At 33.4% G+C, this 25,812-nt stretch carries 21 protein-coding genes, 12 pseudogenes and 1 riboswitch; all 33 genes and pseudogenes read left to right on the top strand.

Annotated elements, in window-relative coordinates; translation table 11 throughout:
• Window positions 1-221: 221 nt before the first annotated feature.
• Window positions 222-719 (top strand): annotated as a pseudogene (locus PWK10_RS04430) (energy-coupling factor transporter transmembrane component T); the annotation flags it as partial.
• Between the two features lie 170 nt (window positions 720-889).
• Window positions 890-1,096, top strand: coding sequence for an ATP-binding cassette domain-containing protein (locus PWK10_RS04435; protein WP_274767501.1), 207 nt, complete (start codon window positions 890-892; stop codon window positions 1,094-1,096).
• A 186-nt stretch (window positions 1,097-1,282) separates the two neighbouring features.
• Window positions 1,283-1,660, top strand: a complete 378-nt coding sequence (locus tag PWK10_RS04440; protein ID WP_274767502.1) for an ATP-binding cassette domain-containing protein — start codon at window positions 1,283-1,285, stop codon at window positions 1,658-1,660.
• Window positions 1,661-1,841: 181 nt separating this feature from the next.
• Entirely contained in the window at window positions 1,842-2,321 is a 480-nt protein-coding gene (locus PWK10_RS04445; protein ID WP_274767503.1) for an ATP-binding cassette domain-containing protein, read from the top strand.
• Window positions 2,311-2,514, top strand: coding sequence for a hypothetical protein (locus tag PWK10_RS04450; RefSeq protein WP_274767504.1), 204 nt, complete (start codon window positions 2,311-2,313; stop codon window positions 2,512-2,514). The genes PWK10_RS04445 and PWK10_RS04450 overlap by 11 nt, the downstream gene beginning before the upstream one ends.
• Before the next feature lie 10 nt (window positions 2,515-2,524).
• Window positions 2,525-2,692, top strand: coding sequence for a hypothetical protein (locus tag PWK10_RS04455; protein ID WP_274767505.1), 168 nt, complete (start codon window positions 2,525-2,527; stop codon window positions 2,690-2,692).
• Window positions 2,693-2,706: 14 nt separating this feature from the next.
• A complete protein-coding gene (locus PWK10_RS04460) occupies window positions 2,707-2,862 on the top strand; it encodes a hypothetical protein (RefSeq protein ID WP_274767506.1) in 156 nt (51 codons plus the stop codon).
• Window positions 2,863-3,012: 150 nt separating this feature from the next.
• Window positions 3,013-3,201 (top strand): hypothetical protein, encoded by a 189-nt coding sequence (locus tag PWK10_RS04465; protein ID WP_274767507.1) that lies wholly within the window; start codon window positions 3,013-3,015, stop codon window positions 3,199-3,201.
• A 39-nt stretch (window positions 3,202-3,240) separates the two neighbouring features.
• A pseudogene (locus PWK10_RS19440) lies at window positions 3,241-3,830 on the top strand (HAD-IIB family hydrolase).
• Window positions 3,788-4,027: an HAD hydrolase family protein gene (locus PWK10_RS04475; RefSeq protein ID WP_274767509.1), complete on the top strand. Its 240-nt coding sequence runs from the start codon at window positions 3,788-3,790 to the stop codon at window positions 4,025-4,027. The pseudogene PWK10_RS19440 and the gene PWK10_RS04475 overlap by 43 nt, the downstream one beginning before the upstream one ends.
• A gap of 10 nt (window positions 4,028-4,037) precedes the next feature.
• Window positions 4,038-4,166: a hypothetical protein gene (locus PWK10_RS04480; RefSeq protein WP_274767510.1), complete on the top strand. Its 129-nt coding sequence runs from the start codon at window positions 4,038-4,040 to the stop codon at window positions 4,164-4,166.
• An 82-nt stretch (window positions 4,167-4,248) separates the two neighbouring features.
• Window positions 4,249-4,731, top strand: coding sequence for a DUF362 domain-containing protein (locus PWK10_RS04485; protein WP_274767511.1), 483 nt, complete (start codon window positions 4,249-4,251; stop codon window positions 4,729-4,731).
• Window positions 4,718-5,176, top strand: coding sequence for a 4Fe-4S dicluster domain-containing protein (locus tag PWK10_RS04490; protein WP_274767512.1), 459 nt, complete (start codon window positions 4,718-4,720; stop codon window positions 5,174-5,176). Before PWK10_RS04485 ends, PWK10_RS04490 begins: the two co-directional genes overlap by 14 nt.
• 139 nt (window positions 5,177-5,315) lie before the next feature.
• Complete coding sequence (locus tag PWK10_RS04495) at window positions 5,316-6,662, top strand: radical SAM protein (RefSeq protein ID WP_008909700.1); 1,347 nt, start codon at window positions 5,316-5,318, stop codon at window positions 6,660-6,662.
• A gap of 104 nt (window positions 6,663-6,766) precedes the next feature.
• Window positions 6,767-7,234 (top strand): tRNA (uridine(34)/cytosine(34)/5-carboxymethylaminomethyluridine(34)-2'-O)-methyltransferase TrmL, encoded by a 468-nt coding sequence (gene trmL / locus PWK10_RS04500; protein ID WP_008909699.1) that lies wholly within the window; start codon window positions 6,767-6,769, stop codon window positions 7,232-7,234.
• 14 nt (window positions 7,235-7,248) lie between these two features.
• Complete coding sequence (locus PWK10_RS04505; RefSeq protein ID WP_274767513.1) at window positions 7,249-7,713, top strand: DegV family protein; 465 nt, start codon at window positions 7,249-7,251, stop codon at window positions 7,711-7,713.
• 49 nt (window positions 7,714-7,762) lie between these two features.
• A pseudogene (locus PWK10_RS04510) lies at window positions 7,763-8,089 on the top strand (DegV family protein); the annotation flags it as partial.
• A 127-nt stretch (window positions 8,090-8,216) separates the two neighbouring features.
• Window positions 8,217-8,313, top strand: a riboswitch (glycine riboswitch).
• Window positions 8,314-8,439: 126 nt separating this feature from the next.
• A pseudogene (locus PWK10_RS04515) lies at window positions 8,440-8,783 on the top strand (GrdX family protein).
• An 11-nt stretch (window positions 8,784-8,794) separates the two neighbouring features.
• Window positions 8,795-9,726: pseudogene (gene trxB, locus PWK10_RS04520) on the top strand (thioredoxin-disulfide reductase).
• Between the two features lie 11 nt (window positions 9,727-9,737).
• Window positions 9,738-10,064, top strand: a complete 327-nt coding sequence (gene trxA, locus PWK10_RS04525) for a thioredoxin TrxA (protein ID WP_008909695.1) — start codon at window positions 9,738-9,740, stop codon at window positions 10,062-10,064.
• Between the two features lie 81 nt (window positions 10,065-10,145).
• A complete protein-coding gene (locus PWK10_RS04530; protein WP_274767514.1) occupies window positions 10,146-11,432 on the top strand; it encodes a glycine/sarcosine/betaine reductase component B subunit in 1,287 nt (428 codons plus the stop codon).
• Between the two features lie 31 nt (window positions 11,433-11,463).
• The gene (gene grdA / locus PWK10_RS04535; protein WP_274767515.1) at window positions 11,464-11,937 is read left to right on the top strand and encodes a glycine/sarcosine/betaine reductase complex selenoprotein A; all 474 of its coding nucleotides are present in this window, start codon (window positions 11,464-11,466) and stop codon (window positions 11,935-11,937) included.
• Window positions 11,938-11,967: 30 nt separating this feature from the next.
• Window positions 11,968-13,271: pseudogene (gene grdB / locus PWK10_RS04540) on the top strand (glycine reductase complex selenoprotein B).
• 65 nt (window positions 13,272-13,336) lie between these two features.
• Window positions 13,337-14,867: pseudogene (gene grdC, locus PWK10_RS04545) on the top strand (glycine/sarcosine/betaine reductase complex component C subunit beta).
• Window positions 14,868-14,878: 11 nt separating this feature from the next.
• A pseudogene (gene grdD, locus PWK10_RS04550) lies at window positions 14,879-16,037 on the top strand (glycine/sarcosine/betaine reductase complex component C subunit alpha).
• Window positions 16,038-16,313: 276 nt separating this feature from the next.
• A complete protein-coding gene (locus PWK10_RS04555) occupies window positions 16,314-17,342 on the top strand; it encodes a BMP family lipoprotein (protein WP_274767516.1) in 1,029 nt (342 codons plus the stop codon).
• Window positions 17,343-17,400: 58 nt separating this feature from the next.
• Window positions 17,401-18,944, top strand: a pseudogene (locus tag PWK10_RS04560) (ABC transporter ATP-binding protein).
• Between the two features lie 51 nt (window positions 18,945-18,995).
• A pseudogene (locus tag PWK10_RS04565) lies at window positions 18,996-20,025 on the top strand (ABC transporter permease).
• A pseudogene (locus tag PWK10_RS04570) lies at window positions 20,018-20,951 on the top strand (ABC transporter permease). The pseudogenes PWK10_RS04565 and PWK10_RS04570 overlap by 8 nt, the downstream one beginning before the upstream one ends.
• A 68-nt stretch (window positions 20,952-21,019) precedes the next feature.
• Entirely contained in the window at window positions 21,020-22,351 is a 1,332-nt protein-coding gene (gene rpoN / locus PWK10_RS04575) for an RNA polymerase factor sigma-54 (protein ID WP_274767517.1), read from the top strand.
• A 154-nt stretch (window positions 22,352-22,505) separates the two neighbouring features.
• Window positions 22,506-23,403 (top strand): annotated as a pseudogene (locus PWK10_RS04580) (sugar-binding transcriptional regulator).
• 139 nt (window positions 23,404-23,542) lie between these two features.
• The gene (gene gap / locus PWK10_RS04585; RefSeq protein ID WP_274767518.1) at window positions 23,543-24,550 is read left to right on the top strand and encodes a type I glyceraldehyde-3-phosphate dehydrogenase; all 1,008 of its coding nucleotides are present in this window, start codon (window positions 23,543-23,545) and stop codon (window positions 24,548-24,550) included.
• A 65-nt stretch (window positions 24,551-24,615) separates the two neighbouring features.
• Complete coding sequence (locus PWK10_RS04590; RefSeq protein ID WP_274767519.1) at window positions 24,616-25,788, top strand: phosphoglycerate kinase; 1,173 nt, start codon at window positions 24,616-24,618, stop codon at window positions 25,786-25,788.
• The last annotated feature ends 24 nt before the right edge of the window (window positions 25,789-25,812 follow it).

A 25,812-nucleotide genomic window follows, 5' to 3' on the forward strand; every position in this document is an offset into this window, starting at 1 on the left:
CCACCCATCTTATTATAAAAGGTGATAACTATGTTGAATTTTTCAAGGGATAAATTCATTCAAAGATTTAATACATTAACAAATATAATTTTAATTTTGACTTATATTATAGCATTTCTTATGATAAATAATATTTTAATTTTGGCGATTATTTTAATTTCACTAATTTTACTTGCTAAAGTTAACGAGATACATAAAGAAGTTTTTGCTTTTTTAGGTTTTCAGTTTTTATTGCACTTATAATTATTATTTTTAATTTATTGATAAACAAGAATGGAGAGACACAGATATTTATTATCGGGGACTTTTACATAACTTTAGAATCTTTTTATTATTCCTTGTTTATGGCATCAAGACTTATTGCAATAATGATGACATTTGCTTTTGGAAATTTAATAATAAATCCAGATGATGCCTTTAGTATCATATCAAAAATATTTGGTAAATCTTCACTGGTCATGAGCCTAGTGTATAGACTGAGCTTTAGTTTAATAAATCAAATAAATAATATTAAAGAAATTGAGTTTATTAGGGGAAATACATTTGAAGGAAATCTTTATAAACGAATAAAATCCTATGGTGAAGTAGTAAATATTTTGTTTTTATCTTCCCTTGAGGACTCGATAGAATTGGCAGAGGCGATGTATTCAAGAGGATATGGTTCAACAAAAGAAGTAGTTTTAAAAATCAAAATTTCAATTTTAGAGATTATGTTATAATTTTAATGTGCACTATTTCAATTGGATTCTTAATAGGGCAGTTAATATTAGGTTTAAATTCTTTTAAATTTTTTCCCCAAATCGATAGTCCTTTAAAAAAATTACAGTATATGAAATAATAATTTTATTTGTTTTTTATTCAATAGTATTTGTAAATTGGTGGTGGATTAATGGAAATGATAAAAATTAAGGATCTTACTTATTATTATCCTGAAACTTCAAGACCGGCCCTTGAAAATATAAATTTGACTATAAATGAAGGGGATTTTGTATTGATTGTAGGGCCTTCAGGATGTGGTAAGTCAACGATATTAAGAACAATAAATGGGCTTATTCCAAATTTTTATGGGGGAAGATTAAGGGGCAAGTCCTTGTAAAAAATAAGAATATAAAAGATATATCAAAAAAGAGCTATTTGAAACTGTTGGATTCATTTTTCAAGATCCAGAGAAACAAAGCGTTTATAACACGATAGAAAGAGAAATAGCTTTTGGAATGGAAAATTTGAATATGGACATAACACGCATGAAAAAAATATAGCAGAGGTTAGTAACCTATTTAATTTGGACTTTATAAAGGAAAAATCAATAAATAATATTTCAGGTGGGGAAAGGCAAAAGGTAGAAATAGCTTCAGTAGTAGCCATGGATCCAGAGGTGATTTTATTAGACGAACCAACATCTCAACTTGATCCAATTTCTGCTGATGAAATTTTAAATGCTATAAACAAATTAAATAAGGATATGGGTAAGACAATAATTTTAGTTGAACAAAGGCTGGATAAAAGCTTTGATATGGCTGACAAAATATTGATTATGCAAGATGGAAGAATAATTAATGAGATTGGCAAAGATGAAATTAATATTTATATAGAGAAAATTAATTTTTGCCTAAAGTATCGATTATTTTTAAAGAAGCTGGTTTTAAAGCTGTTCCGTTAAATATAAAAGAAGCCAAAAAATAATAGCTAATAAAAATGTCCCTAATAAAAGAGACAGTAATATAAAAAGTTTTAAAGATGAAATTTTAAAGGTAGAGGATTTATATTTTGAGTATAGTCCAAATAGACCTATCCTAAAAAATATAAATTTTAATCTACATAAAGGTGAAGTATTAGGTATAATGGGGCATAATGGAGCAGGGAAAACAACTTTATCAAAAATATTAGTTGGGTTAATAAAGAAATTTAAAGGTAAAATCATTTTAAATGGTAAGGAAATAGAAAGATTAAATGATGTTGAAAGAGTAAAAAGCATCGGATACTTGGCCCAAAATCCAACACTTTATTTTGGCAGAGATACAGTGTTTGATGAAGCTTCTTATAGTTTGAGAAATATTGGTGACTTTGATAGGGAAAAAGTAATAGAATTATTGAAAAAATTTGATTTATATGGAATAATGGATAAAAATCCTCGGGATTTAAGCGGAGGGCAGAAGCAAAGGCTTGCTATAGCATGCACTGTTGTAACAAAACCGGATATTTTAATCTTAGATGAACCAACCAGAGGAATAGATATTTATCATAAAATAGAAATAGGAAATTTTATAAAGGAATATGCCTCTTTAGGTAAATCAGTTATAATAATAACCCATGACAAGTGATTTTGTTGGTGATTTTTGCGATTCAACTATGATAATGCACCAAGGTGAAATTGTTGCTCATGGGAAAACCTTAGATATACTTTGCGATGCTATATATTATTCTCCACAGATTTCAAGAATTTTTAAAGATAAAATAAAAGTCGTTAATTCAAAGGAAGGCATAGAAATACTAAAAAGGATAACTAATTATTGATGGTGATAATATGAAAAAGTTAATAAATGGACTATTTTTTGTTATTTTTATAGCTTTAATTATAATTTTGACTTATTTTAATATCGGTTTAAATTCTATGATAACAATATCGGCTGTTTTAATTATTATTTACTTTTTCTTATTGTTTGAATTTAAGGGCATAGATTCAAAAAATTAGCAGTAATATCAACTATGGCTGCAATGGGAGGTGTTTTTAGAATTCCCTTTGCGGGTGTTCCTAATGTTCAACCTACTACTTTTATTGTGGCAGTGTCGGGCTATACTTTAGGTTCCGTTGAGGGATTTATTGTAGGTGTATTATCTGCTTTTATATCAAACTTTTTTTAGGGCATGGTCCATGGACTTTATGGCAAATGCTTGGATGGGGGTTGTGCGGAGTATTTTTGGAGTTTTAAGAAAACTTATAAGTAACTACAACATAGTAATATTTACGATTTTTGTGGCTTGTGGGGGTTTATTTATGGAATAATATTGGATATGTGGTTTGTTGTGGGGTTTATTCGCCCATTAACCATTAATGCGGTTTTACTTGGTGTAGCAAGCAGCTTAGTATTTGATTCTATGCATGCTATTGGCAACATAATATTTAGCATATTATTTTCAAATAAATTTGTTAAAATATTAGATAGATTCATTAAAAGATTCGAGGTGGAATATATTGACTGAGGAGGCAATAAAATGAGATATAAGATGATTGCAATGGATATGGATGGGACATTGTTAAATAGTAATAAGGAGATAACAGAACGCACTAAGATGGCTTTAAAAAGGCTGACCAAAAAGGTATTAAGCTTGTAGTATGCACAGGAAGAATTTTTACTTCGGCTTTATTTTATGCAAAGCTAATTGGGACTAAAGCTCCTATTATTGCTTCAAATGGTGCCTATATTAGAGAAAAGGATGAAGATAGAATTATATATAAAAAATGCTTACAAAAGGAAAAGGCAAAGGAAATAATTAAGCTTGCAGAAAATGAAGGATTTATTCCTCATGTCTTTACTGAAGATACCATTTACTCTACAAAATTAATTTATTCATCAAAAAATTATACCTTATGGAATCAGCAAATTCCGGAGAATGAAAGGGTTAAAGTTGAAATAGTTAAAGATTTATATGATGTAATCCAAGAAAATGACATTCTTAAAATCGTTGTTATGTCAGATGAATTGGATAAACTTTTTAAACTTAAAGAACATATAAAAAACAACATGGATGTTTCTGTTTTTCTTCTTTTGATAATAATTTTGAAATTATGGCGGAGAACACATCAAAGGGTAATGCTGTTAAAATACTAGCTGATTATTATAATTTAAAAAGCGATGAAGTAATCTGTATTGGTGATAATGAAAACGATATATCAATGGTAGAATACGCAGGGCTTGGGATTGCTATGGGTAATGCAACCGAAGAATTAAAGAATATTGCAGATTTGATAATAGATTCTAATGACAATGATGGTATAGCAAAATTTATTGAAAATTATATATTATAAGGGGGTCATTATGGAAAAGGTATTTTTATCAAAGTGTGAAAATTATAATAGAGAAGAGGTTTATAGTGCAATTGATAAAATTTTTGATATGGCTGGTGGGATAGGCAAAGTTGTAAATAAAAATGATAAAGTTTTTTAAAGATTAATCTTGTTATGAAAAAACATCCAGATGATGCCGCAACAACCCATCCTATGGTAGTTGAAGCTGTGGCAAAAAATTAGTGGATTATGGCTGCGATGTTATAATCGGGGATAGTCCAGGAGGACCATATAACGAAAAGGTTTTGAAATCCCTTTATAAAGTTTGTGGCATTGAAGAGGCAGCTAAAAATTCCGGTTCAAAATTAAATTATGACTGCCGAACAGAAGATTTTTTAACTCCTGAAAATTGTATGATAAAAAAATTAAACATGATTAAACCACCCTTTGAATGCGATAAAATTATAACCATTTCGAAGTTAAAAACTCATGGGATGGCATTATATACAGGTGCTGTAAAAGTTTTATTTGGGATGATACCCGGAATTTATAAAGCAGAATATCATTTAAAAATGCCAGATATAAAAGACTTTTCAAATTTGCTTGTAGATATTTGTGAGACAGTAAAGCCTCATTTTTCTATAATCGATGGTATTGTTGGAATGGAGGGGATGGACCAACTGCAGGAGTGCCTAAAAAACTGGTCTTATATTGGCATCCTTTAATCCATATTATTTAGATGTTGCTGGTTCTTATGTTATGGGAATAAATCCTGAAGATGTTCCGACAGTTCAAAGGGCTATTGAAAGGAATTTATGCACAGGGAGGATAGATGACATAGAATTTGAAGGTGAAAATATAAATAATTTTATATTAAAATATAAGCTCCCAAATACAAAAAGCGTTAACTTTTTTAGAGGAAGAGTTCCTAAAAGAGTTGAGGAATTCTTAACCTATTATCTTTCACCAAGACCAGTTTTTCAATATGATGTTTGTATAGGATGCAACAGATGCCATGATGTGTGCCCACCAAAGGCCATTAAAATGGTGAATAACAAACCACATGTTGATTATAAAACCTGTATAAGATGTTTTTGTTGCCATGAGTTATGCCCTCAGAAGGCAGTAAAAATCCATAGAAATAAGATAATTAGTAGATTTTTAAAATAGCACAATTAGTTGTGCTATTTTTTATGTTAATTTAACTGCTAAAAAATACAATTTTAACAAATAGGTGTATAATTAAATATGGAATTTTTTTTAATCATTTGTAATAAGTATTTAATAGTAAGGGAAAAGGGGTTTTACAATGAATTTGGCTAAGACAAGATTAGGAGAGGCAGCAATAAAGGAAGTTGTAAAGTATGTTTTGAAAGAACCTGAGAAGAATCTTCCTAAGCTAATCAATTGGGCAGAAAAGATAGTAATAAGGGAACAGGATAAAAAATATATAGCATCCATAAAAAAATATCTTGATGACAAAGATAGCAATTGGTATAAGTATACTTACAAGCTCTTAACAGAGACGCATCCTAATGTTAGAGAAAAAATCGGTATAAATTACTTTTTAAATGCAACTTTCTTTGGCATTCCTATGCAGCTTGAAAATGAGAAGAAATATGATTGTAACATTCCATGGGCTATTTTGATGGATCCAACGTCAGCATGTAATCTTAATTGTATAGGATGCTGGGCTGGAATGTATAAAACATGGAACTTAGACTTTGAAACTCTTGATAGAATTGTAACTGAAGGAAAACAGCTTGGAATCTATATGTATATTTTCTCAGGTGGAGAACCTTTAATTAGAAAGAATGATATAATAAAATTATGTGAAAAGCACGATGATTGTGCATTTTTATCCTTTACAAATGGAACATTAATAGATGAAGAATTTGCTAAGGAAATGCAAAGGGTAGGAAACTTTGCAGTAGCCTTTAGTATAGAGGGTTTTGAAGAAGAAACTGATATGAGACGTGGAAAGGGAACTTTTAAAGCAGTTATGAAGGCAATGGATATATTAAAAGAAGCAGGTTGTGTTTTTGGCTTCTCTACTACTTATCACAGATACAATACGGAAGCTGTTGCATCACAAGAATATATAGATCTTATGATTGAAAAGGGTTGTAGATTCGGCTGGTATTTTACTTATGTCCCTGTTGGAAAAGACAGTGATGTTAACTTTATGGCAACTCCTGAGCAAAGAAAATATATGTATAAAAGAATTAATGAAATAAGAGCAAAGGATCCTATTTTTGTTCTGGATTTTTGGAATGACGGCGAATTTTCACGAGGGTGTATAGCAGGTGGAAGAAGGTATTTCCATATCAATGCAAATGGAGATTGTGAACCGTGTGCTTTTATCCATTATTCAAATATGAATATAAAAGAACACTCACTTTTGGAAGTGTTACAATCTCCTTTATTTAAGGCATATAGAAAGAGACAGCCATTTAATGAAAATCAATTAAGGCCCTGTCCGTTAATTGATAATCCAGAAGCCTTAAAGGAAATGGTTCATGAAACTAATGCATATTCAACACAATTAAACGATGATGAAACAGTAGATGAGTTATCGGAAAAGCTAATGTATTATGCAAATGAATGGGCAAGGGTTGCAGAGGAAATTTGGAATGAAAAGCATATTATTAAATAATTATTTGGCATCCGCTATGGATGCCTTTTATTTATGATAACTCTGCTTGAATAAATTTTAAATGATTGTTAAAATAAGATTAAAAGAATTCAGGAGGGATAATATTGAATTTAAATATAGTTTTATATCAGCCTGAGATTCCTCAGAATACAGGCAATATTGGAAGAACTTGTGTTTTAACAAATTCTTCACTTCATTTAATAAAACCATTAGGATTTCTGCTTACAGATAAATACTTAAAAAGAGCCGGAATGGATTATTGGAAAGATTTAGATGTGCATTATTATGAAAGTTTTGAAGAATTCTATGAAAAACATAAAGGTAAAAGAATGTTTTTATCGACAACCCGAGGGAAAAAATTATATACTGATGTTCAATATAATGTAGGAGATTTTATTATTTTTGGAAGGGAATCCTCAGGTGTTCCTGATTACATAAGGGATCTTTTAAAGGAAAACCTTATAAGGATCCCAATGGTTGAGACTACCGATAGATCCTTGAACTTGTCAAATTCAGCAGCTATTATCATGTTCGAAGCGTTAAGGCAAATTGGCTTTCCAAATATGAAATAAACAAGGAGGTTTCTATGGAAAATATAGTAATTGTAACAGATAGCACAGCAGACCTTTCTAAGGATATAATTGAAAAACATGGAGTTGTAGTTGTCCCTTTAACTGTAACTTACAAAGGTATGTCTTATAAAGATGGAGTGGATTTATCCATCGATGAGTTAATAAGCTTTTTAGATGAATCTGATGAATTGCCTAAAACATCCCAAGTTAACCCAAAGGAATTTTACGATGTATATAAAAAATTTATTGATGAAGGAAAAGAAATCATTTCAATTCATTTGTCCTCTGGTGTTAGTGGAACTTTTCAATCAGCAAATATAGCAAAAGAAATGTTAAATACGGATAAGATTCACATTATCGATTCAAAGGTTGTAAGTTTTGGAACAGGACTTTTAGTTCTTTTAGCTATTGAATTATTAAAACAAGGCAAAGCTATAAAAGAAGTTGTGGATACTTTGAAGGAATATAGCAAAAAGTAAGAGTAGCCTTTGCTGTTGATGATCTTGAATATATTAAAAAGGTGGGAGATTATCTGGTGCTCAGGCAACAATTGCAAAAATATTAAATATTAAACCTATAATCCATATGGAGGATGGTAAATTATATGTATATGATAAAGTTAGGGGACTAAAGAGGGCTATAGAAAGACTTACAGAATATTTAGAAGAAATGGATGTTGATACTTCTAAGCCTATAGCTGTTGGAACGGTTTCATATTTTGAAGAAAGAGAACAATTAGGAACGATGGTAAAAGAAAGATACAATATTGAAAAGATACTTAATTTTATAGCAGGGACTGTTATAGCTACTTACTCAGGACCGGGTGTTGTTGGAATATGCTTTTTCAGTAAATAGTAATTTTTCTTGTAATATTTACAAAAATTTGCAGGAAATTATTTAAATTTATTAATAATATTGAAAAAACAATAGCAATTTATGTTAATTTATAATATAATATAATTGAAAGTTAAATAATGTCTGGATGAAGCAAGTAGGAGAGACCCTGATGGGCGCCGAAGGGGTAAGTTAGGTTAGCCGAACCTAATGATACTCTCAGGCAAAAGAACTATTTGCTGACAGAACTCTGGGCAAGCAGAGGATGTAATGGCAAACATTGCATCCTCTTTTTATTTAATATTTAAAGTTTTTAACTTTATGAGGTGTAATTTTAAATGGAAAAGGTAATAATAGTAACGAATAATGATATGGCTTTAGAAAAATTTAAGGACAAACATCAAGTAGAATTTGTAGATGGTAAGCTTTTAGATGTTTTATATAAAGTTAGGGACTTTATTCATAAACATCATAAATTATTAACCCATCCTCTAATGGGTAGTATAAAGCCTAATCAGACACCCTATAAAAGTGTAGCTTTAAGTTTAAAAAATCGGATGAGTTAGATGTTGACTCGTTAATGTATATAGAGAAAAGTATAGAAACAGCAGAAAATTTAATAAAGAATAAACCGCCAAGGGAATGGCCGGAAAATGTTCTTTATGATTTTAAAGTTATCGATTTTGATTTAATATATAATGCATTAAACAGATAAGGGGTGGTAAAATGTCAAATCATGTTTATGACATAGTTATAATTGGAGGAGGACCAGCTGGACTTGCAGCAGGTCTTTATGGGTCAAGATCAAAACTTGATGTATTGATTATCGAAAAGGGTGTATTTGGAGGTCAAGCTGCTACAACTGCAGAACTTGAAAATTATCCAGGATCAATTGAAAATTGCACAGGTCCAGCTTTAACAGAAAGAATGAAACATCAAGCAGAGGAATTTGGAACAAAATTTGTTTATGATGAAGTTGTAGATGTAGATTTCTCAGGAGATATTAAGGTGGTTAAGGGAAAAGAAGGGGAATATCACGGTAAAACTGTAATTATTGCAACAGGTGCAGCTCCAAGACTTGCAGGATTTAAGGGGAAATTGAATTAAGAGGAAGAGGAGTATCCTACTGTGCAACATGTGATGCAGATTTCTTTGAAGGATTAGACGTTGCAGTTATTGGTGGTGGCGATTCAGCTATAACAGAAGCTTTATATTTAACAAAGTTTGCAGAAAGCGTAACAATTATACATAGAAGAGATACATTTAGAGCAGCTAAATACTTAGTTGAAAAGGCTATGAACCATCCAAAGATTAAGTTTATATTAAATAGTGTTGTTGAAGAAGCTAAAGGCGATGAAATACTTGAAGGTTTAGTTGTTAAAAATCTTCAAACTGGTGAGGTTTCAGAGGTTCCTGTAAATGGTGTATTTGTATTTGTAGGTCTAGATCCAATAACTAAGGTTTTCGAAGGAAAGATAGCCCTTGATGAAAAGGGATACATTCCAACTGATGAAGAAATGAGAACCAATGTAGAAGGTGTATTCGCTGCCGGTGACGTTAGGGTGAAGATGTTAAGACAGGTTATTACTGCAGCTGCTGACGGTGCTATTGCTGCTGTTGCTGCAGAAGAATATATTAATGAAAAATTTAACAAATAGGAGGGATAGTAATGTTAGAAGTAAATAAGGATAATTTTGAAGCTGAGGTTTTAAATTATACTGAAAAGCCGGTATTTGTTGATTTCTGGGGAGATAAATGTGAAAAGTGTAAGCAACTTATGCCAGATGTTCATAAGTTCGAAGAGATGTATGGAGATAAGATCAAATTCTGCAGCTTAAATACAAGTGAAAATAGAAGACTTGCTATTGCACAAAAGGTTTTAGGTCTTCCAACAATGATTATGTATGTAAATGGAGAAAAGGCAGAGGTTTTAACTCCAGATAAGATTCATTCAGCAGCAGATATAGAAGAAATGATTAAAAGATTTTATAAGTAGGCTTACAACCTAGCCTAAGGCTAGGTTGACATAAAGTTTCAGAATCTTGTAAGTGTTCAAAATTTAAAGGAGGTGAAGGCTTTGCGCCTCGAATTAGGAAAAATTTATATTAAGGACGTTCAATTTGGTCCAGAAACTAAAGTTGAAAATGGTATTCTCTTCATCAACAAGGAGGAACTTTTAAAGGAAGTAGGTGGAGATGAAAGATTAAAATCCATCGACGTTGACATTGTTCATCCCGGTGAAGAAGCAAGAATAATCCCAGTTAAGGATGTTATCGAACCAAGAGTTAAAGTGGAAGGACCAGGAGGAATTTTCCCAGGATTTATCTCAAAGGTAGATACAGTTGGCTCAGGAAAAACTCATGTTTTAAAGGGAGCTGCTGTAGTTACAACTGGAAAGATTGTTGGTTTCCAAGAAGGTATTATTGATATGTCAGGAGAAGGAGCAAAATATACTCCATTCTCAAAAACTCATAATGTTGTAATGATATGCGAACCAGTTGATAATCTTCCACAACATGAGCATGAAGAAGCTGTAAGAATGGTTGGATTAAAAGCTGCTACTTATTTAGGAAAGGCAGGCAAGAACGTAACACCTGATGAAGTTAAGGTTTATGAAACATTACCACTTTTACAGCAAGTAGCACAATATCCAAATCTTCCAAAGGTTATTTATGTTTACATGCTCCAAAGTCAAGGTTTGTTGCATGATACTTATGTATATGGTGTTGATGCAAAGAAGATTATACCAACATTCATTTATCCAACAGAAGTATTTGATGGTGCTATAATCAGTGGTAACTGCGTATCAGCATGTGATAAGAACCCAACTTATGTTCATATGAATCATCCAATTATTGAAGATTTATATGAAAGACATGGTAAGGATATCAACTTCTTAGGTTGTGTTATAACAAATGAAAACGTATATCTTGCTGATAAGGAAAGATCATCAAACTATACTGCAAAGCTTGTAGAATTCTTAGGTGCAGATGCAGTTATTATTTCAGAAGAAGGATTTGGTAATCCAGATGCTGACCTTGTTATGAACTGCTATAAGATAGAAGAAAAGGGCATAAAGGCTGTTCTTGTAACTGATGAGTATGCAGGAAGAGGCGGTTCATCACAATCCCTCGCAGACTCAACTCCAAAGGGAGATGCAGTTGTTACTGCAGGTAATGCAAATGAAGTTATTGTGTTACCTCCAATGAAGAAGGTAATAGGCCATCCAGAAGCTGCAGATGTTATCGCAGGTGGCTTTGCAGGTTCCTTAAGACCAGATGGATCAATAGAAGCAGAAATTCAAGTTATAACAGGTGCAACATCAGAAGTAGGATTTGGATATTTATCTGCAAAGACATTCTAATTGAAAAACAATTTCAAAAGGAGGTATTTATATGATTTTAAAGGATAGAAAGGTTATAGCAATTGGCGATAGAGATGGAATCCCAGGCCCAGCAATAGAAGAATGTGCAAAGAGTGCAGGAGCAGAAGTTGTATTTACATCAACTGAATGTTTTGTTTGAACGGCTGCAGGTGCAATGGATCTGGAGATCCAACAAAGAGTTAAAGATTTAACTGAACAATATGGGGCTGAAAATATAGTTGTTCTTTTAGGAACTTCTGAAGCTGAATCTGCAGGACTTTCAGCAGAAACAGTAACTGCTGGTGACCCAACTTATGCAGGACCATTAGCAGGAGTTGCATTAGGACTTAGGGTATATCACATCCTCGAACCTGTAATAAAAGAAGAGTGCGATGCTGCTGTTTATGAAGAACAATGTGGCATGATGGAAATGGTTCTTGATGTTGAGGCTATAAGCAGAGAAGTTAGCGGTATAAGGGAGCAGTTCAGCCAATTTAAGGACTGATTAAGCCGCCGAGAGGAGGGAAAATTTTAAATGTTTAAAGTTGTTCATTATCTAAACCAATTCTTTGCCAACATTGGTGGGGAAGAAAAGGCACATATTGCCCCAGAAGTTAGAGAAGGATTTGTAGGACCAGGTATGGCATTAAATAATGCCTTTAAAGGAGAAGCTCAGATTGTTGCCACAGTTATATGCGGTGACTCATATTTTGCAGAAAATACTGATGCTGCTTTAAAGCAAATACTTGAAATGGTAAAAAATATAGCCCAGATATATTTATTGCAGGACCAGCATTTAACGCTGGAAGATATGGAACAGCTTGTGCAACTATTGCAAAGGCTGTTAAGGATGAACTTGGAATACCAGTCGTAACTGGTATGTATATTGAAAATCCAGGTGTTGACTTATACAAAAAAGATCTTTATATAATTTCTACTAAAGGCAGTGCAGTTGGCATGAGGGATGCTGTTCCAAAGATGGCTGCACTTGCCTTAAAGCTTGCAAAGGGTGAAGAAATAGGAACACCAGCACAGGAAGGCTATATAGAAAGAGGAATTAGAAAGAACTATTTCGCTGAAGAGAGAGGTTCAAAGAGAGCAGTTGATATGCTCATTAAAAAGATTAAGGGTGAACCATTTGAAACTGAATTTAAGATGCCTGTATTTGATAGAGTTGCACCAAATCCACCTATAGCTGATATTACAAAAGCAAAGATTGCACTTGTTACATCAGGTGGTATAGTTCCAAAGGGTAATCCAGATAGAATTGAAAGTTCAAGTGCAAGCAAATTTGGAAAATATGATATTGAAGGAGTTTATGATTTAACTCCTGAAACATACGAAACAGCCCATGGGGGATATGACCCAGTATATGCAAATCAAGATGCAGACAGAGTATTACCTGTGGACGTTCTTAGAGATTTAGAAAAAGAAGGCAAGATTGGATCGCTACACAGATACTATTATTCAACAGTTGGTAACGGAACTGCAGTTAAGAATGCTGCTAAATTTGGTCAAGAAATTGCAAGACAACTTATTGCTGACGGCGTTCAGGCTGTAATTCTAACTTCTACTTGAGGTACCTGCACACGTTGCGGAGCAACGATGGTAAAAGAAATTGAAAGAGCAGGACTTCCAGTAGTTCATATGTGCACAATTGTTCCAATTTCAAAGACAGTTGGAGCAAACAGAATAGTTCCAACAGTTGCTATTCCTCACCCACTTGGAAATCCATCATTATCGCATGAAGAGGAAAAAGCATTAAGAAGAAAGCTTGTTGAAAAGGCTCTTAAAGCATTACAAACTGAAATTCATGAACAAACAGTTTTTGAAGACTAATATTAAGGGTCGGGATTTTAAGGGGTTATCCCTAAACCCCGACCTATAATTTTAATGGAGGTGTTATTATGTTTCCAGTATTAAAAGGTGCAAGTTATATTTTAGTGCATACTCCAGATATGGTTATGCACAATGGAACAACTCAAACATTAGAAAGAGAAATTAACCCAGCTTCGGATTATTTAAAAAGGCTGTTGAACATTTAAGACCATTTGAAGACGTAGTTGCATATCCAGTAACACAGACATACATAGGCAATTATGATCCTGAAGAATTGGCAAAATTATCAAGGCCATGGTTTAATCATAAACTAGAAGGGGCTACTAGATTTGGAAAATTTGGAGAAATTATGCCTCAAGATGAGTTTTATGGTCTTATTAAAATTAGCGATGCCTTTGACCTTGTAAAATTAGAAAAGGAATTTACAAATCAAGTTAAAGCTAAATTTGAAGCCCACAAGTTATTAAAGGACTATGCAGCAAAACTTGGTGAAGGTGTTGATGCATCAGAAATTGAAAAGATGGTGGATTCAGGAATAGCAGAAGGACTTTACATGGATGGAAAATTAGTAGGATGCGTAAAAAGAGCCCATGAATTTGATAAAAATTTATCAGCACATGTTATTACAGAAAATTTAGCTGTTAAGGCATCAGGAGTTTTAGCAGTTTTACATTTAATAGATAAATTGGGAATTAACAAGGATGAGATAGATTACATAATAGAATGTTCAGAAGAAGCTTGCGGTGATATGAATCAAAGAGGCGGAGGAAACTTCGCAAAGGCTATCGGTGAAGTGGTAGGTCTTAAGAATGCAACAGGATGCGATATCAGAGGTTTCTGTGCAGGTCCAACTCATGCCCTTGTAAACGCTGCTGGATTAGTTCAATCAGGGGTATTTAAGAATATCGTTGTTGTAGGCGGTGGCGCTACTGCAAAACTCGGTATGAACGGTAAGGACCATGTTAAAAGGGATTCCCAATTGTTGAGGATGTTTTAGGTGGCTTTGCAGTTTTAGTATCAGAAAACGATGGTGTTCATCCAATTATAAGAACTGATGCAATAGGGAAGCATAACATAGGCTCTGGTGCAACACCACAAGCTGTTATGGAAGCAATTGTTGCAAAACCACTTGAGAAATTAGGATTAAAGTTTACTGATATAGATAAATATTCAACAGAAATGCAAAACCCAGATGCTACAGAAACAGCAGGGGCAGGAGATGTTCCAGCTTCTAACTATAAGATGATTGCAGCTCTTGCTGTTATGAAGGGTCAAATAGAAAAGGCTAAGATGGCAGAATTTGCAAAGAATTGCGGTTATGTTGGTTTTGCTCCAACACAAGGACACGTTCCATCAGGAGTTCCGATAATTGGTTTTGGTGTTGAAAAGATACTTAATGGAACTATGAATAGATTTATGCTTGTTGGTAAGGGAAGCTTGTTCCTTGCAAGAATGACAAATCTATTTGATGGTATATCCTTTGTTGTTGAAAAGAATCCAGGAAAGCAAGAAGATACAACAATTTCAAAGGAAGAAGTAAAGAACATGGTGGCAGAAGCTATGAAGGAATTTGCCTCATATCTACTTCAAAAGTAAGAGGTGATACTATGGCTAATGAAAATGTAAAGAGGCTAATCGGTGAAGTATTTAACGAAATAGCCGATGCGATAAAAAGTGGAACTTTTGGCAAAAAGTTAGGATAGGTTTAACTACATTTGGTAGCGAACATGGGGTAGAGGAGCTTGTTAAAGCTGCTGAACTTGCAACAAGAAAATACTCAGATTTTGAAGTGGTTTTAATTGGACCAAAGGTTGAAACTAATTTAACTGTTTATGAAGTTGCAAATGATGAAGAAGGACACAAGCTAATGGAAGAGCTGTTAGATAAAGGGAAATACATGGCTGTGTAACACAACATTATAATTTCCCAATTGGTGTTTCAACTGTAGGTAGAGTTATTACCCCAGGAAAAGGCAGAGAATTGATACTTTCTACTACAACAGGAACCTCATCAACAAATAGAGTTGAGGGTATGGTTAAAAATGCAATATATGGAGTAATTACAGCAAAAGCATGTGGTATTAAAAATCCAACAGTTGGAATATTAAATGTAGATGGTGCAAGACAGGTTGAAAAGGCTCTTAAGGAGCTTAAGGAAAATGGTTATGATATAAATTTTGCAGAGTCCATAAGATCCGATGGTGGAGTTGTAATGAGGGGAAATGACCTTCTCGCAGGTTCAACGGATGTTATGGTAATGGACTCTTTGACAGGTAATCTTTTAGTAAAAATATTCTCATCCTTTACAACAGGTGGAGATTATGAAGCCTTAGGATATGGATATGGGCCAGGAATAGGTGAAGGATATGAAAGATTAATTTGCATTATTTCAAGGGCTTCAGGTGCACCAGTTGTTTGTGAAGCGTTAAGATTTTGTGCAACTTGTGCTCAAAACAACATAATTAATATAGCAAAAGAAGAATTTGAAAAGGCAAACAAAGCAGGACTTAAAGAAATTTTATCGAAGATTACCAAGTCAAATCAGCCGGCTGAAGTTAAGGAAGTTACAGCACCACCTAAAAAGGTTGTTACAGCTCAAATTGCTGGTGTTGATATATTAGAACTTGAAAATGCAGTAAAAGAGCTTTGGGCAAATGGAATTTATTCAGAAAGCGGCATGGGATGCACAGGCCCAATAATACTAGTTGCAGATGAAGATGAAGAAAAGGCAATAAATGTTTTAAAATCTAAGGGATATATAGCATAAAATTGATAATTTATTGGCACCTTAAAATTAAGGTGCCAATTTTATATAATTTTATAAATAAAAAATTTTTTGAATTATTTTATTTTATTTCAAATAATAATATATTTCAAAAATTCTTCTTGATTATTTTATAAAAATGTCGTATATTAATATATGCATCCTATATAACAATTTTGTGCATTTTGAACATTTTGTAAATAGTAGAAAATTTTGCAGGATTTTAGAATTCTGCAAAGAATATATTTAATATGAAAACTAAAATAAAGGGGAACAAAAATGAAAAGACTTATTGCTTTAATTGCAACATTAACTCTTGTTGCAGGTCTTTTTGCAGGTTGTGCAAAGAAGGAAGCACAACAACCTACAGATCAAACTCAAATTAAAATTGGTCTTGCTACTGATGAAGGAGGAAAGGGAGATAAATCCTTCAACGATGCAGCTATTGCAGGACTTGAAAAAATCAAAGCAGAATACGGAATCGACCCACAAATTATTGAATCAAAATCAGCAGATGATTATGAACCAAATCTCACAACTTTAGCGGCTGACAATGATTTAGTATTTGGCGTTGGCTTTAAGATGGCAGATGCTATTAAGGCAGTAGCACAAAACAATCCTGATAAGAAGTTTGCGATTATTGACTCAGTTGTAGATCTTCCAAACGTTGCTTCTTATGTATTCAAAGAAGAAGAAGGTTCCTTCTTAATGGGTGTTATAGCTGGTAAGATGACTAAAACAAACATAATAGGATTCCTTGGTGGAATTAAGTTTGAACTTATTGAAAAATTTGAAGCTGGATTTAGAGCAGGTGTTAAGGCTGTAAATCCAAATGCTAAGGTTCTTGTTCAATATGCAAACAGCTTCAGCGATGTTGCATTAGGGTATGAAATTGCAAAGAAAATGTATAACGATGGTGCAGACGTTATTTACCATGCAGCTGGTGGTGTAGGAATAGGACTTTTCAATGCTGCAAAGGAAATGAAAAAGTGGGCAATTGGTGTTGACTCAGACCAAGCAGTTCTAATTCCAGATAAAGCTGATGTTATATTAGCATCAATGATTAAGAGAGTTGACACTGCAACATATACTGCTTCAAAGGCAGCAATAGAAGGAACATTCGCATCAGGAACAGTAGTTCTCGGCTTAAAGGAAGATGGTGTTGGAATATCACCAACTATTAATCCAGCTGTTCCACAGGAAGTAATTGATCTTGCAAATAAATATAAGCAAGCTATTATTGATGGTAAATTCACAGTTCCAACTAAGCCTGCTGAAGTTGATACATTCCAAGCACCACAAATATGATTGCATGCTAGATGCGTAAGCATCTAGCTTTTTAAACGCTTAGGAAGGAGGATTATAAGTGGAAAAAGTTATTGAAATGAGAGGTATCACCAAAATATTTCCCGGAGTTATTGCAAACGATAATGTAGATTTCGAACTTAGAAAAGGTGAAATTCACGTTCTACTTGGTGAAAATGGTGCTGGAAAAACAACGTTAATGAATATTTTATATGGTCTTTATCAACCAGATAAAGGAGAAATTTATGTTAATGGAAAGAAGGTTAATATAAAGGGACCATCAGATGCTATAGCTATGGGAATAGGCATGGTTCATCAACATTTTATGCTTGTTCATAATTTTACAGTTGCTGAAAATATAATATTAGGTAGTGAGCCTAAAACAGCCTTTGGTTTTAAAATAGATTACAAAAGGCAATAAAGGATGTAAAAGAGCTTGCTGATAAATATGGATTTAATGTTGATCCAAATAGCATTATAGAAGACATTACTGTTGGACAGCAGCAAAAAGTTGAAATATTAAAGGCTTTATATAGAGGAGCAGAGATATTAATATTGGATGAGCCTACAGCAGTTTTAACTCCTCAGGAAATAGAAGAATTGGGACAGATTCTAAAGAATCTTGTAAAGGAAGGAAAATCAATTATTTTAATTACTCATAAATTAAAAGAAGTTATGAATATGAGTGATAGAGTAACAATAGTTCGTAGGGGTAAGGTAGTAGATACAGTAAATACAAAGGATGTTGACATGGATACCCTTGCAGAGATGATGGTTGGTAGAAAGGTGAATTTGGTAGTTGAAAAGAAACCAGCAAAGGTAGGAGATGTTGTATTAAAAATTGAAAATCTTCAGGCTTTGGATCATAGGAAGCTGCCTAAATTAAAGGGTGTTGATTTAGAAGTAAGGTCAGGCGAAATACTTGGTATTGCAGGTGTCGATGGTAACGGACAAACTGAGCTTGTTGAGGTTATAACAGGACTTAGAAGGGCAACTGGTGGAAGAGTAATCTTAAAGGGCAATGATTTAACAAACAGAGCACCAAAGGAAATCATAGAGGCTGGTATTAGTAATATTCCAGAGGACAGACATAAACATGGTTTGGTTTTAAAATTCTCGTTAACTGAAAACGCCGTTTTGGGTCAACATGATAAGGAGCCTTTCTCAAAGGGAATTATAATGAATTATGACGTTATTAGAGAACATGCTAAAAAGTTAATAAACGATTTTGATGTTAGAACTCCAAATGAAGAGGTTCATGCAGGGGCACTATCAGGTGGTAATCAGCAAAAATTTATTGCTGCAAGAGAAATTACAAAGGACCCAGAACTTTTAATAGCGACACAACCAACAAGAGGACTAGATGTTGGAGCAATTGAATATATTCATAAGAGGTTAGTAGAAGAAAGAGATAAGGGCAAGGCAGTTCTATTAGTTTCCCTTGAACTTGATGAAGTAATGGCCCTTTCAGATAGAATTGCAGTTATGTATGATGGAAAGATAGTAGGAATTTTAGATGCTGACAAGACTAATGAAATGGAATTGGGTATCCTCATGGCAGGAGGAACTTTAAACAAGAAGGAGGGAGAACATGATAAACAATAAAACAAAAATGTAGCTTTTAATGATTTTATTAAAAAGGCAATAGACGTTTTAATGTTCCCTCTCATTGCAATTCTTTTAGGATTGTTTGTTGCAGTATTTTTGTAATGTGGGCAAAAAATTTAGGATTTTTGATGGAGCAGCAACATTATTTTCAGCTATTTGGGAAGGAACATTCGGTAAAAGGGCAAATTTTATAGAAACATTAGTTGCAATGACACCACTTATATTTACAGGACTTGCACACTCTGTAGCCTTTAGAACAGGTTTATTTAATATTGGTGTTGAGGGACAGTTTATAATGGGGATGCTTGCAGCAGCACTTATTGGTTTAATTCCTGGGATTCCCGCACCAATTCATGTTACATTAGTTTTATTAGGTGGATTGATTTTTGGTGCAGTGTGGGCAGCAATTCCTGGATATTTAAAGGCAAAGGTTGGAACTAACGAAGTTGTTAATACTATAATGATGAATTTTATCGCAATGAATGTTTCAAACTATTTCGTTAAGGGGCCTATTCATAGGGAAGGCTCAGCTTCATCAAAAATGATTTTAGAATCAGCACAATTATATAGATTTTTAAGCCCCTCAGAAAGAGTAAATGTTGGATTGTTTATTGGTATTGCTTTGATATTCGTTATATATTGGCTGCTTTGGAAAACAACAATTGGATATGAATTAAGAGCAGTGGGACTTAATATGCATGCTGCAGAATATGGCGGTATTAATTCAAAGAAAAATATCATTTTGGCAATGGTAATTTCAGGGGCAATAGCAGGTCTTGGTGGAGCTGCTCACGTTGCTGGAACTATTCATAAAGCCCATCAGCTTGTTGGATTTACTAATTATGGTTTTGATGGAATAGCTGTTGCCTTACTTGCAAAAAGCCATCCTATTGGAGTTTTATTCTCATCACTATTGTTTGGTGGCTTGAACTCAAGTGCTAGAATACTTCAAAAGTTTAGAATACCAAAGCAAATTGTATATATAATCCAGGGTATAATAATTATATTTGTAGCTGCTGATTATATATACAAATGGTTGAAAGAAAAGAAGAAAAAGGAGGCAATCAAGAATGCATAGCATAACGATCTCCCTATTCGTTTCATTAATTGCAGCTACATTAAGATTGGCAACTCCTATAATTTTCGCAGCCTTGGGTGGCGTAATATCAGAAAGATCGGGCGTTGTAAATATAGGACTTGAAGGTATAATGATAGCTGGAGCATTTTTGGAGTTTTAGGATCATTCCTTACAAACAATGCTTGGGTCGGAATGTTATTTGCCATTATAGCAGGAATGGGAATAGCACTAATTCATGCTGTATTGAGTATAAACTTAAGAGCAGACCAAACAATCTCTGGTGTTTCAATCAATATATTTTCTGCAGCTTTAATGAGCTTTTTACTCTTTAAGATATTTGCAAGAGATGGTCAAACTGACGGTGTTACACAGCTTAGCTATCCTAAGGAATTTTTAAGGGAATTCCGTTAATAGGTAATCTCTTAGCAGAGCTTAACTGGTTTGTTTTTATTGCCTTTGGTTTAGCGTTACTTCTTCATTTAATGCTCTACTATACACCTCTTGGACTTAGAATTAGATCAGTTGGTGAGCATCCAAAGGCATCAGATACTTTAGGTATTAATGTTTATAAAATGAGATATTTATGCGTTCTTTTATCAGGAGCCTTTGCAGGATTAGGCGGAGCTGCGCTATCCCTCGGTGCTACAAACCTGTTTAGAGAGGGTATGGTAAGCGGTAAAGGTTTTATAGCACTAGCGGCTATGATATTTGGAAACTGGAAACCTTTTGGAGCTCTTGCAGCAAGCTTGTTATTTGGCTTTGCTGAAGCCTTTAGAATCGTTGCACAGGGATTTGGATGGAAGGTTCCAGATGAGGTTTATTATTCCTTCCCATATCTTTTAACTATGCTTATGCTTGCTGGATTTGTTGGAAAAACTACTCCACCAGCAGCAGATGGAATTCCATATACAAAGGGTGAAAGATAAACAGGCTACAATGCCTGTTTATTTTTTGTATAATACAATTAGATTATTTTTTACAGTGGGGGAAGAATATGTTGCAATTTGACTTGAATTTAAAAATGGAAAACAAACTCATTTTAACACAAGATATGAATTTATCCTTAAAAATTTTACAAATGAATGTGTTGGATTTGGAAAAATATGTTTATGAAGAGATTGAGGTAAATCCTCTTTTAGACATAGATGAGGAAGAGGATAAAAAATTTATTCAATTAATGTCCTATGATGAAAGCATTTCTTATAGGGAGAATAGCGATGAAAATATTCAAAAAGAATTTATAGAAAATAAGGAGCTAATTCTTAGGGATATTTTACTTGAACAATTAAGACTTTTAAAACTTGATAATAAAAAATATAGAATTGGGAAATATATAATTGATAATTTAGATGAGGCTGGATATCTTATGCTCTCTATAGATGATTTAGCAAAGGAACTTAGGGTTAGGACAGAGGAAGTAAAAGAATTGATTAGAACTATTCAGACCTTTGAACCATACGGTGTTTGTGCTAGGGATTTAAAGGAATGCTTAAAGATACAATTGATCAATTCAGGATGTGCAGATGATATAATAATAAAACTTATAGAAGAACATTTAGAGGACGTTGGAAAGCTAAACTATACAAAACTTTCTAAGTGTTTAGGGCTAGAAAAAGAAAAAATAATTTACTATATTAATGTGATTAAAAAACTAAATCCTAAACCTGGGTTAGTTTATAGGGAAAGTTCTTCACAATATATCTTTCCAGATGCAGTTATCCTTTTTGATAAGATTAAAGACGAAATTAAAGTAGAAATAATGGATAAAAGAATACCTAATCTTAAAATAAATAAAATGTATGTAGATATATTAGCAAATGGAGATACCCTTGAAAGGGAATTTGTTAAAGATAAGATCAAGAAAGCCTTTGCACTAATAAAAGCCATAGAAAATCGGAAAAATACCATTGAAAAAATATTTTCGTATATTGCAAAGGAGCAAAAAGAGTATTTATTTAAAAATGGACTACAAAAAACTATATATCTTAGTGATATAGCGAAGGTAACTAACTTACATGAATCTACCATAAGTAGAACCGTTAATAATAAATATGTCCAAACACCAAAGGGAATAATGCTGGCAAAGGACCTTTTATCAAGAGGGATTTCGCAAGAAGATGATAGGATATCTGTTGAATATATAAAGAGATTAATAAAAGAAATAATAACAAATGAGGACAAAAGAAGACCCTATTCAGATGTTCAAATATCAGACCTTTTATTGGAAAAGGGTATTAAGATTTCAAGAAGGACAGTAACAAAGTATAGGGAGGAAATGAATATTTTACCTTCAAATTTAAGAAAATTAGATAAAAATGTTAAATAGGCTATTGAAAAAAATAAATAAAAGTGATATATTTGATTTAGAAAGAGGGACAAAATTAACAACATAGGGACAAATTAAGTCCCATATTTAAAGCACTTGAGGAGTGATTTTTCTTGAAAAAGTCCTTTCAATACAACAAAAGATTATTCCCGAGATGATAGACCTATTAAAGAAAAGGTATGAAATATTAAAAACTATATATTACAATCAACCTGTAGGAAGAAGAGCATTATCCCAGGAACTTAATTTAGGTGAAAGAATTGTAAGAACAGAAGTTGAGTTTTTGAAAAATCAAGGATTAGTAGAGGTTAATCCAATAGGGATGATTTTGACTAAAGATGGTGAGAAAATCCTTGAAGAGCTAAAGGAAATTATCTATGTTTTAAATGATTATAAACATTTAGAAGAAAAAGTTCAAAAATTGCTTAAAATAAAAAGAGTAATTATAGTTCCGGGAGATAGTGAAAAGGATAGAACCGTTTTAAAGGAAATGGGTAGGGTATGTGCAAATTATATAAAGGAGCTAATACATGAAGGCTCGATTATATCGTTAACGGGAGGAACTTCAGTAGCCCAAGTCGTTGAAAATTTTCCAAAGATTAATACAAAGGATGTTCTAGTTCTTCCAGCAAGAGGCGGTATTGGAAGAGATGTAGAGATTCAGGCAAATACTTTAACGGCAAATTTAGCAAAAAATAAATGCAAATTATAGACTTTTGCATGTCCCTGATAATATTAGTTCAGAAACTTTAGAAACCATCGCAAATGAGCCAGAAGTTAAAGAAATATTAGATGTCTTATCAAAATCTGACTTGTTAATCTTTGGTATAGGCAGAGCCGATGAAATGTCAAAAAGAAGAGGAATGCCACCTGAGCAGATAAATGAGCTGATAGACAAAGGTGCAGTTGCAGAAGCCTTTGGGTATTATTTTAATAAAAACGGTGAGGCAATATTTAGAACACCTTCTATTGGTATAAATTTTTACGATGTGAAAAATATTAAGAATGTAGTGGCGATTGCCGGGGAAAAAATAAGGCTGAGGCGATTATAGCAACAAGAGTAAACAATCCTAATATGGCCCTTGTAACAGATGAAGCCGCAGCCAACGAGATTATTAACATATTGCATAGCAAGTAAAAGTTTAATCTTTTACTTAAAATAAAAAATTTTACATATTTAGGAGGGATATTATGACAATTAAAGTTGCTATTAATGGTTTTGGAAGAATAGGAAGAAACGTGTTTAAAATTGCACAAACAAGACTAAATAAGGACGTAGAAATAGTAGCAATAAACGATTTAACAGATGCTCCAACCCTTGCTCATCTTTTGAAATATGACTCACTCTACGGAAAATTTGAAGGCACTGTTGAAGCTAAGGAAAATGCAATAATTGTAAATGGTAAGGAAATTAGAATTTATGCTGAAAAGGATCCAAAGAATTTACCATGGAAGGATCTTGGAGTAGACATTGTAATCGAATCAACTGGTTTATTCACAAAGAAGGAAAAGGCAATGGCTCATATTGAAGCAGGTGCTAAGAAGGTTGTTATAACAGCTCCAGCTACAGATGAAGATATAACAATAGTAATGGGAGTAAACGAAAAGGATTATGATCCTGCAAATCACCATATTATTTCAAATGCATCCTGCACAACAAACTGCTTAGCTCCATTTGCTAAAGTTTTACATGAAAAATTTGGTATAATCAAAGGTTTAATGACAACTGTTCACTCATATACAAACGACCAAAGAATATTAGATTTACCACATAAGGATTTAAGAAGAGCAAGAGCAGCTGCCCAATCAATAATACCAACAACAACTGGTGCCGCAAAGGCAGTTGGTAAAGTTCTTCCTGAATTAAAGGGAAAACTCAATGGTTTTGCACTAAGAGTTCCAACTCCAACTGTTTCTGTAACAGACCTAGTTTGCGAAGTTCAAAAGCCAACAACAGTTGAAGAAGTAAACGCAGCATTAAAGGCAGCAGCTGAAGGAGAACTTAAAGGCATTTTAGGTTACTCAGATGAACCACTTGTTTCAATGGATTACAAGGGAGATGAAAGATCATCAATAGTAGATGGACTTTCAACAATGGTTATAGATAACATGGTAAAAGTTGTTGCATGGTATGATAATGAATGGGGTTATTCAAATAGAGTTGTGGACCTAGTAAATTATATAGCTGAAAGAATGTAATATAAATGTCCGGTCAAGGCCGGACATTACTTTCAGAATGGAGGGGAATATATGAATAAAAAACTGTGAGAGATATAGATGTTAAGGGCAAAAAGGTTATAGTAAGATGTGACTTTAACGTTCCACAGGATAAAGATGGCAATATAACTGACGATAGAAGAATTGTTGCTGCACTTCCAACTATCAAATATTTAATTGAAAACGGAGCAAAGGTTATCCTTATGTCACACCTTGGGAGACCCAAGGAAGGATATGATCCTAAATATAGCCTAAAGCCAGTAGCAGAAAGATTATCACAACTTCTTAATAAGGAAGTTAAGCTTGCAGAGGATCCTGAAGTTGTTGGAGAAAATGCAATTAGACTTACCTCTGAAATGAAAGAGGGAGACGTTGTTCTTTTAGAAAACGTAAGATTTGTAAAGACAGAAACTAAGAATGACTTAGATTTTGCTAAAAAACTTGCATCCCTTGCTGATATATTTGTTAATGATGCCTTTGGAACTGCCCATAGAGCTCATTCATCTACAGCAGGAATAGCTCAATTTATTCCAGCTGTTGCAGGATTTCTAATTGAAAAGGAAATTACAATAATGGGTAAGGCCCTTGAAAATCCTGAAAGACCGTTTGTAGCAATATTAGGAGGCGCAAAGGTTTCAGATAAAATAGGAGTTATTAATAATCTATTAGAAAAAGTTGATAAGCTTATTATCGGCGGTGGTATGGCTTATACATTCCTAAAGGCTCAAGGGCTTAACATTGGAAACTCATTGTTAGAGGAAGATAAGATAGAATATGCAAAGGAAATGCTTGAAAAAGCACAAACAAAGGGAGTTAAAATCTATCTTCCTGTAGATCATGTAGTTGCAAAGGAATTCAAGGCAGATGCAGAGCATATGACAGTAGATGTTGAAATTCCAGAAGGATACATGGGACTTGATATCGGGCCAAAAACTATAAAGCTTTATGAAGAAGCTTTAAGTGATGCTAAAACTGTTATATGGAATGGACCAATGGGTGTATTTGAAATGCCAGCATTTGCAGTTGGAACTAAAGCTGTTGCAGAAGCGCTTTCAAAACTTGATGCTACAACTATAATCGGAGGAGGAGATTCTGCAGCAGCAGTAGAGCAACTAGGATATTCAGAAAAGATGACCCACATATCAACAGGAGGAGGAGCTTCTTTAGAATTCCTTGAAGGCTTAGAACTTCCAGGAATTGCAGCATTAAATGATAAATAGGAAGATACTAAGTATCTTCCTTCC

Source organism: Caloramator sp. Dgby_cultured_2 (genome assembly GCF_028872215.1).
In the GTDB taxonomy this organism is placed as follows: Bacteria; Bacillota; Clostridia; order Clostridiales; family Caloramatoraceae; genus Caloramator; species Caloramator australicus.

Bases quoted from the DNA above. Each gene is read 5' to 3' on its own strand.
- PWK10_RS04435 (WP_274767501.1), top strand. From the start codon at position 890: ATGGAAATGATAAAAATTAAGGATCTTACTTATTATTATCCTGAAACT.
- PWK10_RS04445 (WP_274767503.1), top strand. From the start codon at position 1,842: ATGGGGCATAATGGAGCAGGGAAAACAACTTTATCAAAAATATTAGTT.
- PWK10_RS04450 (WP_274767504.1), top strand. From the start codon at position 2,311: ATGACAAGTGATTTTGTTGGTGATTTTTGCGATTCAACTATGATAATG.
- PWK10_RS04455 (WP_274767505.1), top strand. From the start codon at position 2,525: ATGAAAAAGTTAATAAATGGACTATTTTTTGTTATTTTTATAGCTTTA.
- PWK10_RS04460 (WP_274767506.1), top strand. From the start codon at position 2,707: ATGGCTGCAATGGGAGGTGTTTTTAGAATTCCCTTTGCGGGTGTTCCT.
- PWK10_RS04465 (WP_274767507.1), top strand. From the start codon at position 3,013: ATGTGGTTTGTTGTGGGGTTTATTCGCCCATTAACCATTAATGCGGTT.
- PWK10_RS04475 (WP_274767509.1), top strand. From the start codon at position 3,788: ATGGCGGAGAACACATCAAAGGGTAATGCTGTTAAAATACTAGCTGAT.
- PWK10_RS04480 (WP_274767510.1), top strand. From the start codon at position 4,038: ATGGAAAAGGTATTTTTATCAAAGTGTGAAAATTATAATAGAGAAGAG.
- PWK10_RS04495 (WP_008909700.1), top strand. From the start codon at position 5,316: ATGAATTTGGCTAAGACAAGATTAGGAGAGGCAGCAATAAAGGAAGTT.
- PWK10_RS04505 (WP_274767513.1), top strand. From the start codon at position 7,249: ATGGAAAATATAGTAATTGTAACAGATAGCACAGCAGACCTTTCTAAG.
- trxA (WP_008909695.1), top strand. From the start codon at position 9,738: ATGTTAGAAGTAAATAAGGATAATTTTGAAGCTGAGGTTTTAAATTAT.
- PWK10_RS04555 (WP_274767516.1), top strand. From the start codon at position 16,314: ATGAAAAGACTTATTGCTTTAATTGCAACATTAACTCTTGTTGCAGGT.
- rpoN (WP_274767517.1), top strand. From the start codon at position 21,020: ATGTTGCAATTTGACTTGAATTTAAAAATGGAAAACAAACTCATTTTA.
- gap (WP_274767518.1), top strand. From the start codon at position 23,543: ATGACAATTAAAGTTGCTATTAATGGTTTTGGAAGAATAGGAAGAAAC.